This window comes from Acinetobacter lwoffii (assembly GCF_024129355.1).
Classification (GTDB): domain Bacteria; phylum Pseudomonadota; class Gammaproteobacteria; order Pseudomonadales; family Moraxellaceae; genus Acinetobacter; species Acinetobacter lwoffii_I.
The window spans coordinates 116,157-130,548 of the sequence record NZ_JAMXXP010000002.1 but is presented as its reverse complement, the minus strand read 5'-3'; the positions used below and the strand labels follow the sequence as shown (position 1 = coordinate 130,548).

Sequence of the window (14,392 nt, the reverse complement as noted above, 5' to 3'; positions counted from 1 at the left end):
TTTTGAGCTAAAAAAGCCCGCGTTAAGCGGGCTTTTTATCGGCTTGTAGTTTTGTATAAGTTTTGACTATCGTTGAATTAAAAATAACTACAATTAAATTAAGTCTTTGATAAATATATATAATAAATATTATTAAGATGTGTTAAGTCTATAAATACAATCTTTTAGGTCTAATTTGGAGGGTATTTACACATGTTGATGTGCTTAAACCCGACTATTGTCGTGCTATTTCTCTATCAAGATTAGGTTAAGAATAATGCAACGGATCGTCAGACTATCAAACGGTTTGTGAATTATTGATGGAGATCAGTCATGGCACAGCCATATAGCGGAAAAGCCCAAAAAATATTAACGATATTCTTATGTTTCTGGGTCGCATTTTTTGAAGGTTTTGACCTTCAAGCTCCCGGGATTGCAGCGAAAGAAATTGCAACAAGCTTTGGTTTAGATCAAATCCAAATGGGCTATGTATTTAGTCTGGGTGTCTTTGGAATGCTGTTTGGTGCATTCTTTGGCGGACGTATCGCAGATTATCTAGGACAAAAGAAAGTCCTGATGCTCTCTGTGACTATTTTTGGTCTGTTCATTTCGTTGACTGCAATTGCGCCCAGCATCGAAGTTTTATATGCAGCGCGTTTCTTTACTGGTCTGGGTTTAGGTGCGGCAATGCCAACCATGATTTCAGTCGTCGGTGATGAAGCAACCGAAGCCAACCGTGGCAAGCTAAATAGTCTAATGTATTGTGGTTTACCGGTAGGTGCGATCTTTGTTGCCGGTCTGGCCATGTTGCTTCCAGAGATTCAATGGCAAACCTTATTTCTGATTGGGGGATTAACACCTTTAGTATTGATTCCATTAATGGCATTTATTCTTAAAGATAAGCCTAAAGTGAATGCGGGAAGTACCGGTTTCTGGCGAAGCTGTGCCGGGAATGGCTGAGGTGTTGTTCAAGCAGCAACAGTATAAAAATACAGTGCCTCTTTGGGTTGGTTTCTTTTTTACCTTGATGATCAATTATATTTTGATCAGCTGGTTACCTAACTTGCTTATGGAACAAGGTTTGCAGAAACAACAGGCATTTCTGGTGATGTTGGTGTTCCAGGTGGGCGCGGTTATTGGAACCCTGAGCCTAGGTTATTTACTGGATCGTTTAAAGCTTTGGCAAATGGCGACCATCATTTATAGTGGCTTGTTTGTTGCCTTGGTATTGTTATTCACCACAACTTCTATTCCGTTATTAATTTTGGCGGGAGTCATGGGTGGCATTTTCTCTACGGGTGGTCAATCTATTCTATATGGGATCTCACCGATTTTTTACTCAGGCGCAGGCAAAGTGACAGGCGTGGGCAGTGCGATCTCTTTAGGGCGTTTAGGGGCGATGACTGGACCATTATTAACTGGAAAAATTCTGGCATTAGGTTTGGGCACCACAGGTATTCTTGTGGCAAGTTTACCAGCAGTGGTCGTATCGGCAGTAGCCGTCACTGCACTATCACGTTATAAGGCTGCTCATAAGTAATTAATCATTGAGATCTATCAATACAAAAAGGGAATCTGAAAATTCCCTTTTTTATCGTCGAGACTTTTAATTGAATAAAGTCAGTCCATAAAATTTGCTAAAATATACGAATAGCAAACAGATTGATTTTTATATGGCTTATCAACTTATTCCACTCTCGATTCAGGCCACTGATAATATTGCCTGTCCACATTGTCAGCACAACGTGATTGATTGGGCAGAAGAGCAATATGTGCAACCTTGTGAGCATACCCTGTTTATTGCCATGGATATCGGCTTTGAATATATGACCGATGAATTCGAGCACAGCATGCCGCGTTCTGTAGATGATCTGCATGCCAATGATGATCAGGTGAATATGCTGGATGAAATCACCCAGGCGACTTATCCAGATTATCTGATATATAAGTCTGATCTGGGCATAGATGGGTATTTCCGCTATGTGGGTTTTACTGCATAAATCATCATCAATAAAAAAGCGCCAATCGGCGCTTTTTTATATGGAAAGATTAACTTTCTATTTCTTCTTCGATTTCATCATCCGTAGTATCCATGCCCAGTTCTTTAAGCTTGCGCGTTAAAGTATTACGACCCCAACCTAAAAGTTCTGCGGCATGACGTTTACGGCCACGGGTTTGTTGCAAGGCTGCATTAATCAAGGTGCGTTCAAACATCGGCGTCGCAACATCCAGAAGTTTCATTTCACCGTTTTTGAGTTTCTGCATCGCCCATTGACCCAGTAATTCATCCCAGTGATGCGGTGCGATCTGGTTCAGCGTTGGAATTGGTGCGCCCGGATCCTGCTGATGAATTGGAATCTGTTTCAGCTCAGGTGGCAAGTCTTCAGGATAGACTTCACGACCTGTGATCATGACAGTCAGCCAGCGACAGGTATTCTCAAGTTGACGCACGTTACCTTGCCATGGCAGTTTCTGCATATATTCCTGGGTTTCAGGACGCAGAATCTTTGGATTGACCCCAAGTTCCTTCCCGGCACGTGCCAGAAAATGCTGCGCCAGCATCGGAATATCTTCACTGCGATGTGCCAGTTTTGGAATATGAATACGAATTACATTCAGGCGATGATACAAGTCTTCACGGAAGCGACCATCATGAACCAGTTTTTCCAGATCCTGATGGGTCGCTGCCACGATACGTACATCAACCTTAACCGGAATATGACCGCCAACACGGTAGAACTCACCGTCTGCCAAAACGCGCAGTAAACGTGTTTGCGTTTCAAATGGCATATCGCCAATTTCATCTAAAAACAGCGTGCCGCCATTGGCCTGTTCAAAACGACCTTGGCGCTGGGTATTAGCACCGGTAAATGCACCTTTCTCATGGCCGAACAGTTCAGTTTCGATCAGGTCTTTTGGAATCGCCGCCATATTCAATGCAATAAAAGGTTTTGAACTGCGTGGTGAATGACGATGCAGGGCATGCGCCACCAGTTCTTTACCTGTACCAGACTCACCATTAATCAACACGGTAATATGTGATTGTGATAAACGGCCAATGGCACGAAACACTTCCTGCATTGCAGGAGACTCACCAATAATCTCGGTGGATTGAATTGGTGGAGCCGCTTTTGCTGATTCTTGTTGCTGTAGCTTGGTGATATGTAAAATTGCACGATTTACCAGCGCCAGTGCTTCATCAATATCAAAAGGCTTAGGCAGATATTCAAAAGCACCAGTTTGATAGCTAGAAACAGCCGATTCTAAGTCTGAATGCGCCGTCATAATAATGACAGGTAGGTCAGGATAACTGTGTTTAACCTTGCCCAGGAAGGTAAGTCCATCAATACCCGGCATGCGGATATCGGTCAAAATCACATCGGGTGCTTCCAGACTCAGTTGGTCTAGTGCAGATTGTGCTTCTTCAAAACTGGTAACGTCCAGACCTTCCTCTTTAAAGGTCTTTTCCAGTACCCAGCGCATGGCGCGATCGTCATCAATTACCCATATTTTATTTCGCGACATGATTCGACTCCCAAGGTAAATATAAGCTAAAGACGGTTTTTCCAGCCACGGACTGACACTCAATCATGCCGTTGTGCTGATGAATAATATTTTGAGCAATACTGAGGCCCAGTCCGGTACCTTTTGCGCGACTGGTGACCAGCGGATAAAACACCGATTCGATAATCTCTTCCGGAACCCCTGGGCCATTGTCTTCAATATCAATCCTTACTACAGAGCGGTGAATCACCCCGTTAATGGTAAAGAGACGCTGAATCCGGGTTCTTAAAATCAGTTCCGGTTGATGTTCGACAAAGAACTCCTTGTTCTCGGTCATGGCCTGTACGGCATTGGCGCAAATATTCAAAATGACCTGAATCAATTGGTCACGGTCTGCCAGCACTTCAGGCAAGGACAGGTCGTAATCCCGGGTAATCTTGATTTTCTTTTTGGTCTGATTGGCAATCAGTGAGCGTACTCGTTCCAGAGGTTCATGCACATTGACCAGCTCATAGCTCGGAAGCTGGCGTGAACCGAGCATGGTATCGGCCAGATTTCTCAGTCGATCCACTTCACTAATAATAATGTCGGTAAATTCTTTGTATTGTGGATCATTCAAACTACGTGCCAGGAGTTGAGTCGCCCCGCGAATGCCACCGAGTGGATTCTTGATTTCATGCGCAACACCGCGAATCAGCTGACGCGCTACCTGATGCTGTTGCAGCAGATTTTCTTCACGCGAGATTTTTAACATGCGATCACGAGGATTGAGTTCAATGAGCAGCAATGGGTGATAAGGTTTGCCAAGATTTAGCTGAGAAACAGTGTAGTCGACATGAATGTCTTTAAAGTTGACCAGAATAGTGGCTTCGCGGCGTGTATAAGGCTGTCCCGTAGTTAAAGTATTATTCAGGGCTTCTTCGGTATTGAACTCATCTGTCGGGTTTTGCAGAATATTGAGCACGGATGCGCCGCTCGCGCGGAATAAGCTCACATCAAATAAGGCTTCACAGGCAGAATTCAGATAATAAATATTAAGATCGCGGTCTATCAATAAGATACACGTGGTCATGTTGTCCACTAAAGCACGATAGTCGATCGGAATAATTTGATCCATTCGCGGGTTTGTTCCTGTATTAAAATGGCGCAATGGCATCTTCATAAAGCAATTTAATCAATTTTAAGTTCTGATTTGATGCAAGATGCACGCCAACTTTTCTGACTAGAGATTATTTATTGCGATGAAATGCAGAAATGTGACAGAGCAACACAATTCATCTTAGATATAGCGGATTAAATTGAGGCTGTAAATCTAAAATGATTCATTTTGGTGCATTGGTGGGTATGTTGAATATTTTATGGCAATATTTTAGTGCATGATGCAAAGAGTCAGGTTTTCAACTATTTTTATGATGCGAAAAGACATACAATACGCGCATTCTAGTAGAGCGAAAATTCATGAAGTCCCCCAAAGTCGGTTTTGTATCTTTAGGTTGTCCTAAGGCATTGGTAGATTCTGAACGTATTTTAACCCAGTTGAAGACTGAAGGTTATGACGTCGCTTCGGATTATGACGGTGCTGATTTAGTTGTAGTAAATACCTGTGGTTTCATTGAATCCGCAGTGCAAGAATCGCTAGATGCGATTGGTGAGGCGATGAGCGCGAATGGTCGCGTGATCGTAACAGGTTGTCTAGGTAAAGACGAAGACAAGATTCGCCAAATGCATCCCAATGTCCTGAAAGTGACAGGTGCAGCGGCATATAAAGAAGTTATGGATGCGGTTCATCAATACGTGCCTGAGCCGCCAAAACACAATCCATTTATTGATCTGGTTCCAGAACAAGGCATCCGCCTGACGCCAAAACACTATGCTTATCTGAAAATATCTGAAGGCTGCAACCATCGTTGTACCTTCTGTATTATTCCAAGCATGCGTGGCGATCTGGTTTCACGTCCAGTCGGTTCTGTGCTTGATGAAGCTGCAGCGCTGAAACGTGCCGGTGTAAAAGAAGTACTCGTCATCTCCCAGGATACTTCTGCTTATGGCCTGGACACGAAATACAAGCTGGATTTCTGGAATGGCCAGCCGGTTAAAACCAAATTCTATGACATGTGTGAAGCATTAGGTCAGTTGGGAATCTGGGTGCGTTTGCACTATGTTTACCCGTATCCGCATGTAGATGCAGTAATTGACCTGATGGCACAAGGCAAAATCCTGCCTTATCTGGATATTCCATTCCAGCACGCAAGTCCAAAAATTCTCAAACTGATGAAACGACCTGCGCACAGTGAAAATACACTGGAGCGTTTGAAAATCTGGCGTGAGAAATGTCCTGATTTGGTACTCCGTTCAACATTTGTGGTGGGCTTCCCGGGTGAAACCGAAGAAGACTTCCAGATGCTATTGGACTGGTTGAAAGAAGCCCAGCTGGATCGTGTGGGATGTTTCACCTATTCGCCAGTTGAAGGTGCGACCGCAAATGATTTGCCAGATCACGTTCCTGAAGAAATTAAACAGGAGCGTTATGAGCGTTTCATGCAGGTTCAGCAAGAAATCTCGGCAGCCAAACTCCAAAAACGTATCGGTCAGACCATGACTGTGCTGGTAGATGACCTGGAAGATGAATTCCCGGTAGCGGTTGCGCGTTCTTATGCAGATGCACCTGAAATTGATGGCAATGTTTTTGTTGAAGATATCGATAAAAGTGTCATCAAGGCAGGGGATTTGCTTGAAGTTGAGATTACTGATGCAGATGAATACGATCTGTATGCAAAACTCATTTCACTCAAGTCTGCTTAAGATTTTGAATTAAAAAAATTTAAATTGAATACTTTGGAGTTTGATGATGTTGGATTCTAAAAAGCCACGCTTTGGTCGCATCCTGTTAAAGCTTTCTGGTGAAGCGCTGGCAGGCAATAAAGACATGGGGATCGATGCACAAGTGCTCGATCAGATGTCACTTTCTATTGCGCACCTCGTGGGTTTAGGCGTACAAGTAGGTATTGTTGTGGGTGGTGGTAACCTGTATCGCGGTAGCCAACTACAAAAAGATGGTCTGGTTGGCCGTGTAACTGGCGATCAGATGGGTATGCTGGCAACAGTCATGAATGGTTTGGCACTTCGCGACGCTTTGGTGCGCCGTAATATTAAAACCCGTTTAATGTCTGCATTGCCAATTGGTGCCGTGGTTGAGTCTTACTCAAGCCGTGATGCAATCCGTCACCTGACTCAGGGTGAAGTGTGTGTATTCGTGGCAGGTACAGGTAATCCGTTCTTTACGACAGATACTGCTGCCTGTTTACGTGGTATCGAAATCGAATCAGACTTGATCTTGAAAGCGACCAAAGTTGATGGCGTATATAATAAAGATCCAAGCAAATATGATGATGCGGTTAAATATGACACATTGACTTTTGACCAAGTTCTGGACGAAAAGCTGGGTGTGATGGACTTAACTGCAATCTGTTTATGTCGTGATCACAATGTGCCGCTACAAGTATTCGATATGAATAAATCTGGCGCATTGCTTTCCGTTGTGATGGGTGAAAAAGAAGGGACTCACGTTACCAATTAATGACGTCAGCACCAAAGCACTTTATACTACACGCTAATTTAGTAATAACCTCTTTTCAAGAATTAAGTAAGGAAGATCATATGATTAACGATCTTAAAAAAGACAGCGAAGACCGTATGAACAAAACTCTAGAATCTCTAGAGCATGGTTTTGCAAAAGTTCGTACCGGTCGTGCGCATCCATCAATTTTAAATAACGTGATGGTTTCTTACTATGGTTCAGACGTTCCATTGAACCAGGTGGCAAACGTAGGTGTTGAAGATTCACGTACTTTGTTAATCCAGCCTTTCGAACGTTCAATGGTTTCTGCAATTGATAAAGCGATTCGTGAATCTGATTTGGGTCTAAACCCAATTACAGCAGATGCGATTCGTGTACCGATGGCTGCGTTGACTGAAGAAACGCGTCGTGACATGCAGAAAGTGGCGCGTAATGAAGCAGAAAATGCCAAAGTGGCGATCCGTAACATTCGCCGTGATGTATTGGGCGATATCAAGGCTTTGTTGAAAGAAAAAGAAATTTCTGAAGATGAAGAGCGTCGTGCTGCTGACGAAATCCAGAAAATTACTGACAAATTTGTTGCTGAAGTTGACAAGCGCTTGGCTGCGAAAGAAGCTGAATTGATGAAGGTCTAATTCATCGATGACCGTTGCTGAAGAAAATCCCCGTCTTCCGAAACATGTTGCCATCATCATGGATGGCAACAATCGTTTTGCCAAAAAAAATCAGATGCAGAAAGGTGATGGACACCGTGAAGGAAAAACGGTTCTGGATCCGATTGTTGAACACTGTAAAAAAAGAAATATCCAGGCTTTAACTGTATTTGCCTTTTCCAGTGAAAACTGGAATCGTCCACAGTTTGAAGTTGAATTGCTCATGAAATTGCTGGTTGACACCATTCATGAACAATTACCCCGCATGGAAAAATTCAATATTGCCTTACGCTTTATCGGTGATCGCAGCCGTTTGTCCTCAGAATTACAGGGGCTTATGTTGCATGCCGAAGAAAGGACTGCTAATTTCAATAGTATGACACTCACTATTGCAATCAGTTATGGTGGTATGTGGGATATGGCACAAGCTGCACAGCGAATTGCTAGCGATGTTTTAACAAATAAATTAGATCTTGATGCAATTAATACTGATGTATTTGGTCAATATGTCAGCCTCGGTGATTTACCTGCAGTTGATCTGCTGATTCGTACCGGTGGAGATTTCCGTCTGTCGAATTTCCTGTTATGGCAGGCAGCCTATGCAGAGCTTTATTTCACTGAGACGCTATGGCCAGAATTTACCGTTGAAGAACTTGATGATGCACTTGCCGTATTTGGTGGGCGTGAACGTCGTTTTGGTAAAACATCAGAACAGATTCATCAGGAAAAACTTGAGAATTAATACATGTTTGAGCGGATTATAACCGCATTGGTGTTGGTAGCAGTTGTACTGAGCTGTATGTTTGCTACTGAATCACATTATCCAATGTTTGTATTGATGGTTCTTGCTGCTGGGGTGGCCGGTTATGAGTGGTTTAAACTCATGCCGCGAAAATTTAAATATGTCATCAAACCTGTTGCTTGGGGATATGGAGTGCTCACTGCAGCACTTTCAGCTTTGGCATTGTATTTTGCCGAAGTTGCCTTATTGTTATGGGTAGCTTCTATAATTACTTGGTTGCTCAGCATTTACTGGGTTAAAACCTATCCTGAATATGATGGCTGGTACAACGCCAGCCTGCACGGAATCGGCGTAGTTCTGATCTCTGCTGCGGTTACTGCAATTTTCTCTGTCTGGCAAAGTTCACCGTGGTGGCTGATGTACCTGTTTTTACTGGTATGGGGCGCAGATAGCGGTGCGTATTTTGTGGGTCGTAAATTCGGCAAGAAAAAGTTGGCGCCGAATGTTAGTCCCAACAAATCGGTAGAAGGGTTGTATGGCGGTATCGTTACCTCAATGCTGATTGTAACGGCAGTCGCCTTGCTTTATCTGGATATGACCTGGCCAGAACTAATTTTATTCCTGATTTTATCTGTCGTTACAGTATTTAGTTCGGTACTGGGTGACCTGTTTGAATCCATGATCAAACGTCGTGCCGGTATTAAGGATTCAGGTCGCATTTTGCCAGGACATGGCGGAGTACTGGATCGTATCGATTCTTTGCTTGCTGCAGCTCCAATCTTTGCAGCAGGTATGGCTGTTTTAAAACTTATTGGTGTAGATTTATAAATGTCACAAGCAGTTTGTATACTGGGTGCTACAGGTTCCATTGGTCAAAGTACTTTAAAAATCTTGCAGCGACATCCTGAAGCATACTCGGTTTTTGCTGTGACCGCGCAAAGTCGTATCGAGGAGCTGATCGAAATTTGCCAGCAATACCGTCCTAAAGTGGCGGTGGTACCGGCTGAAAAAGTAGATGAACTTTCAAAACTACTTCAGCAACATCATTTATCTGATATTGAAATTCTGCAAGATGAAGCCGGTTTAATTGCTGTGGCTGAACACGCGGATGTTGATATCGTCATGGCGGCAATCGTTGGTGCCGCAGGATTGTTGCCGACATTGGCTGCGGTGAAAGCGGGTAAACGCGTACTGTTGGCCAATAAAGAAGCTTTGGTGATGTCGGGTGACATCATGATGCAGGCAGCGCGCGATCATGGGGCATTACTGCTTCCCGTTGACTCTGAACATAACGCGATTTTCCAATGTCTGCCACAGCATTATTTTGAGGCAGAGCGTCATGGCAAGCCTAAACTGGGTGTATCCCAGATTCTGCTGACCGCGTCGGGTGGGCCGTTTCTGAACCACAGCATGCAGCAACTTGAAGAGGTTACACCTGCTCAAGCCTGCAAGCATCCTAACTGGTCCATGGGGCAAAAAATTTCAGTCGATTCTGCTACCTTAATGAATAAAGGTTTAGAATTGATCGAAGCCTGTCATTTGTTTGCAGTTCAAGAACAATTTGTTACAGTTGTTGTGCATCCACAGAGTATTATTCACTCCATGGTTCAATACGTTGATGGTTCGACTTTGGCACAAATGGGTAATCCGGATATGGGCACGCCTATTGCACATGCATTGGCATGGCCTGAGCGTATTAGTACGCATGTGGCGCCACTGGATCTGTTTATGCATTCACAACTTAATTTTCAAGAACCGGATATGCTCCGTTTCCCTGCATTAAAATTGGCCCGTCAGGCCATGCAGAGTGGCGGAATTGCACCGACAATTTTAAATGCGGCCAATGAAATTGCAGTTGCTGCATTTTTAAATCAACAGATCAGATTTACCCAAATTCCTCAGGTAGTTGAGCACGTCCTAAATCAGATGGACAATCAACCCGCACATGATCTGGAGGCTATCTTGCAAGCAGATCAAATGGCGCGAGGTTTATCACAGCAATATGTTGTGAATAAAGGAAGTTAAGATATGAATGCCTTGTTTATGATTGCCGCTGCAATTCTCTTACTCGGTCCCTTAATTGCGATTCACGAGTTCGGTCACTATATTGTGGCGCGTAAACTGGGCGTTAAAGTCTTGGTCTATTCGATTGGATTTGGGCCAACATTATTAAAATGGACCTCGAAAAAATCCGGAATTCAGTATCAATTGTCTGCCTTGCCTTTGGGTGGCTATGTCAAGATGCTGGATGAACGTGAAGGTAATGTCGCTGAAGAAGACTTACCCAAAGCCTTCAATCGTCAGCATCCTTGGAAGCGGATTGCCATCGTGGCAGCGGGACCGTTGATCAACCTGATTTTTGCAGTCCTTCTGTTCTGGGTGTTGTTTTTACCGGCACAAGAACAGCTCAATACCCGGGTAGGCAAAGTTTTACCAAATACACCTGCTGCAACAGTACAAATGCAGCCGGGCGACAAAATTATAGCTGTGGATGGTACTCAGGTAGAAACTTGGGAAAAACTCAGTTATGCCTTGGTGGATCGTGTTGGTGAAACTGGCGTGGTTTCTATTCAGGCAGATCGTGCTGGTGAAAACAAACTGTTCCAGTTGCCGATTCAAAACTATTTAAAAGATCAAAGTCAATCGCCACTTGAAAGTTTGGGTTTCTTGCCTTATCGGCCAGAAATTCCGGCTGTAATTAGCAAACTGAGTGAAGATGGTGCAGCCATCCGTCAAGGTTTGAAAGAAGGCGACAAGATTCTGGCTATTGACGGCGTTCAGATGAAAGACTGGTTTGATGTGGTGCAGGTGGTACAGGCATCTCCAGAAAAACTACTCAAAATGGATGTACTACGCGAAAATCAGGTGGTTCAGCTGGAAGTCATGCCACAAGGTAAACGTGACAATATGGGCAATGTGACTGGTATGCTGGGCGTACAAAGCGATCCGGGTAAACTGAACATTCCTGCAGAATATAAACAGACCATTCATTACTCGCCAGGCGAAGCACTGGTAATGGCATTTGATAAAACAGCACATTTATCTTCGATGATTCTGAACTCGATTGTCAAAATGGTACGCGGTCTGATTGGTCTGGATAATTTATCAGGTCCAATTACCATTGCCAAAGTGGCAGGACAAAGCGCAGAAATGGGCTGGGAAACTTTTATTTCCTTTATGGCGCTAATGAGTGTAAGTTTAGGAATATTAAATCTACTACCCATTCCAATGCTTGATGGCGGACATCTGGTTTACTATTTTGTTGAATTAATTCGTGGTAAACCTGTTTCCGAACAAATACAATTGGTTGGACTAAAAATTGGTATGGTACTGCTCGGCAGTATGATGCTTCTGGCATTATTTAATGATTTTATGCGTTTATAACAACGTAAATGGAATAAATTAACAGCGGAAAAGACTGGCATGCAGCACACACATTTATTTATGCCTCTGGCACTCGTTAGTGCAATGGCAGTAGCACAACAAGTATATGCAGCAGATGAATTCATTGTACAAGATATAAAATTTGATGGATTAGTACGTTTAACTCCTGACAATGTGTATGGCCTAGTGCCAATTAACAGTGGTGATCGGGTCAATGATCCAATCATTGCCAATGCAATTCGTAGCATGTATGCATCAGGCCTGTTTGATGACATTAAAGCCGTTCAGCAGGACAATACCTTGGTTTTCCAAGTGGTTGAACGCCCGGTTATTTCGAAAATCGAATTGAAAGGCAATAAGCTGATTCCTAAGGAAGCGCTTGAAGAAGGCCTGAAAAAAATGGGTCTGGCTGAAGGCGAAGTGCTGAAAAAATCAGCGCTGCAAACTATTGAAACTGAACTTGAACAGCAATACATGCAGCAAGGTCGTTATGATGCCGATATTACGGTCACTACGACGCCTCGACCAAATAACCGTGTTGAATTGCTAATTGATTTTATTGAAGGTAAAGCAGCCAAAGTTTTTGATATTAATATTATCGGGAATACCGTATTTAAAGAGTCTGATATCAAGCAGGCCTTTGCCGTAAAAGAAAGTGGCTGGAGTTCGGTCATTTCGCGTAATGACCGTTATGCACGTGAAAAGATGGCGGCGAGCCTAGAAGCTTTGCGTGCCATGTATCTGAATCGCGGTTATATCAACTTTAATATTACCAATTCCAGCCTGAACTTGAGTGAAGATAAAAAGAATGTTTTCATCGAAGTTTCTGTGGATGAAGGCGAGCAATTTAAATTTGGTCAAACCAAATATTTAGGTGATGCACTTTACAAGACTGAGGAATTGCAGGCTTTACAAATCTTCAAAGAAGGCGAAACTTATTCGCAGGAAAAAGTTAACGCAGTTAAGCAATTATTACAGCGTAAGTATGGTAATGCAGGTTATTACTATGCAGAAGTCAACATCGTTCCTCAAATTAACAACGAAACCAAACTGGTTGATCTAAATTACTATATCAATCCAGGTCAGCAAGTCACGGTACGACGTATTAATTTCACTGGTAATACGAAAACTGCAGATGAAGTATTACGTCGTGAAATGCGCCAAATGGAAGGTGCGCTTGCCAGTAATGAAAAAATTGACCTGTCTAAGGTTCGTCTGGAACGTACCGGTTTCTTTAAAACTGTCGATATCAAACCTGCACGTATTCCAGGTGCACCAGATCAGGTGGACTTGAATGTTGCCGTTGAAGAGCAGCATTCAGGGACCAGTACTCTTGCAGTTGGCTTCTCGCAAAGCGGTGGTGTAACTTTCCAGGCTGGTTTAAGCCAGACCAACTTCCTGGGCACTGGTAATAGCGTCTCAATCGATTTGTCGCGTTCTGAAACTCAAGATTATTATAACTTGAGCGTGATGGACCCGTATTTCACCATTGATGGTGTGCGTCGCGGCTATAACATGTATTACCGTAAAACCAAGCTGGATGATGATTATAACGTCAATAACTATGTGACAGACAGTTTCGGTGGTGGGATTAACTTTGGTTATCCAATTGATGAAAACCAGAGTGTTAGCCTAGGCCTGAACATTGATCAGACCGATGTGACCACTGGTCCATATGTTTCTACGTATGTTGCGGATTATCTAGAACGCAATGGTGGTAAAGAGACACGAAGCGGTGAATATTGCCCGGCTCAAATTGAGACACAGACAGGTAATTGTGTTGATGAAAATGGTAATCCAGTTAATACAACCCCCTATGGTCAAGAATTTAAAGGTGAGTTTTTTACCTATAACCTGAACTTAGGCTGGTCATATAATACTTTAAACCGCCCAATGTTCCCTACAAATGGTATGTCACATCGAATCAATGGTGAAATTGCATTGCCAGGCAGTGATGTGGAGTATCAGAAAGTCACTTATGATGCTCAGGCATTCTTCCCATTAGGCAAGGATTTTGTTCTGCGTGGTTATGGTAAGTTGGGTTATGGTAATGACCTACCATTCTACAAGAATTTCTATGCCGGTGGTTTTGGCTCAGTTCGTGGTTATGAAAACAGTACATTGGGGCCTAAATATCCGGGTGTATATTTCTCTGATATTAGCCAAACTGATCCGTCTCCTGAAGAGGTAGGTGGTAATGCACTGGTTCAATTTGGTACCGAACTAGTACTTCCGGTACCATTCAAAGGGGATTGGGCACGTCAGGTTCGTCCAGTCATCTTTGCTGAAGGTGCGCAAGTGTTTGATACCCAGTGTGATGTATCAAATGAAAATATTTTCGTTAATGGCACTTCGGTAAATGGAAAGCAGTACTGTAAAGATAACTTCGGTTTCGATGCAGATAATATGCGCTATAGCGTGGGTGCGGGTTTCACCTGGATCACCATGATTGGCCCATTATCACTTAGCTATGCTTATCCGTTGAATAAAAAAGACGGAGATGATACTAAAAACATCCAGTTCGAAATTGGACGTACTTTCTAAAATCGTTTT

The 14,392-nt window shown here is 43.2% G+C and carries 11 protein-coding genes and 1 pseudogene; 10 read left to right on the top strand and 2 right to left on the bottom strand.

What is annotated here, in order from left to right:
• Window positions 1–312 precede the first annotated feature (312 nt).
• Window positions 313–1,519 (top strand): annotated as a pseudogene (mhpT, locus tag NI468_RS16380) (3-(3-hydroxy-phenyl)propionate transporter MhpT).
• Window positions 1,520–1,652: 133 nt separating this feature from the next.
• Entirely contained in the window at window positions 1,653–1,979 is a 327-nt protein-coding gene (locus NI468_RS02130; RefSeq protein ID WP_005100855.1) for a hypothetical protein, read from the top strand.
• A gap of 49 nt (window positions 1,980–2,028) precedes the next feature.
• Here the strand turns inward: NI468_RS02130 and glnG are convergent, their stop codons facing one another.
• Together glnG and glnL are read right to left on the bottom strand one after the other, a co-directional pair.
• Window positions 2,029–3,504: a nitrogen regulation protein NR(I) gene (glnG, locus tag NI468_RS02125; protein WP_004279889.1), complete on the bottom strand. Its 1,476-nt coding sequence runs from the start codon at window positions 3,502–3,504 to the stop codon at window positions 2,029–2,031.
• The gene (glnL, locus tag NI468_RS02120; RefSeq protein ID WP_253099465.1) at window positions 3,491–4,600 is read right to left on the bottom strand and encodes a nitrogen regulation protein NR(II); all 1,110 of its coding nucleotides are present in this window, start codon (window positions 4,598–4,600) and stop codon (window positions 3,491–3,493) included. Before glnL ends, glnG begins: the two co-directional genes overlap by 14 nt.
• 341 nt (window positions 4,601–4,941) lie before the next feature.
• Between glnL and rimO the strand changes: the two genes are divergently transcribed.
• The 8 genes from rimO (at window position 4,942) to bamA (ending at window position 14,383) form a co-directional block, all read left to right on the top strand.
• Entirely contained in the window at window positions 4,942–6,285 is a 1,344-nt protein-coding gene (gene rimO, locus NI468_RS02115) for a 30S ribosomal protein S12 methylthiotransferase RimO (protein ID WP_253099463.1), read from the top strand.
• Window positions 6,286–6,331: 46 nt separating this feature from the next.
• A complete protein-coding gene (gene pyrH, locus NI468_RS02110; RefSeq protein ID WP_004279886.1) occupies window positions 6,332–7,060 on the top strand; it encodes a UMP kinase in 729 nt (242 codons plus the stop codon).
• 80 nt (window positions 7,061–7,140) lie between these two features.
• Complete coding sequence (frr, locus tag NI468_RS02105) at window positions 7,141–7,695, top strand: ribosome recycling factor (RefSeq protein WP_004279885.1); 555 nt, start codon at window positions 7,141–7,143, stop codon at window positions 7,693–7,695.
• 7 nt (window positions 7,696–7,702) lie between these two features.
• On the top strand, window positions 7,703–8,455 hold the full coding sequence (gene uppS / locus NI468_RS02100) for a polyprenyl diphosphate synthase (protein ID WP_005107199.1): 753 nt from the start codon (window positions 7,703–7,705) through the stop codon (window positions 8,453–8,455).
• 3 nt (window positions 8,456–8,458) lie between these two features.
• The gene (locus tag NI468_RS02095; protein ID WP_004646715.1) at window positions 8,459–9,283 is read left to right on the top strand and encodes a phosphatidate cytidylyltransferase; all 825 of its coding nucleotides are present in this window, start codon (window positions 8,459–8,461) and stop codon (window positions 9,281–9,283) included.
• Window positions 9,284–10,480 carry a 1-deoxy-D-xylulose-5-phosphate reductoisomerase gene (ispC, locus tag NI468_RS02090; protein WP_253099459.1) on the top strand — a complete coding sequence of 399 codons (1,197 nt, stop codon included), beginning with the start codon at window positions 9,284–9,286 and terminating at the stop codon, window positions 10,478–10,480.
• 3 nt (window positions 10,481–10,483) lie between these two features.
• The gene (gene rseP, locus NI468_RS02085; RefSeq protein WP_195724819.1) at window positions 10,484–11,839 is read left to right on the top strand and encodes an RIP metalloprotease RseP; all 1,356 of its coding nucleotides are present in this window, start codon (window positions 10,484–10,486) and stop codon (window positions 11,837–11,839) included.
• A 39-nt stretch (window positions 11,840–11,878) separates the two neighbouring features.
• Complete coding sequence (gene bamA, locus NI468_RS02080; protein ID WP_253099455.1) at window positions 11,879–14,383, top strand: outer membrane protein assembly factor BamA; 2,505 nt, start codon at window positions 11,879–11,881, stop codon at window positions 14,381–14,383.
• Window positions 14,384–14,392: the final 9 nt, after the last annotated feature.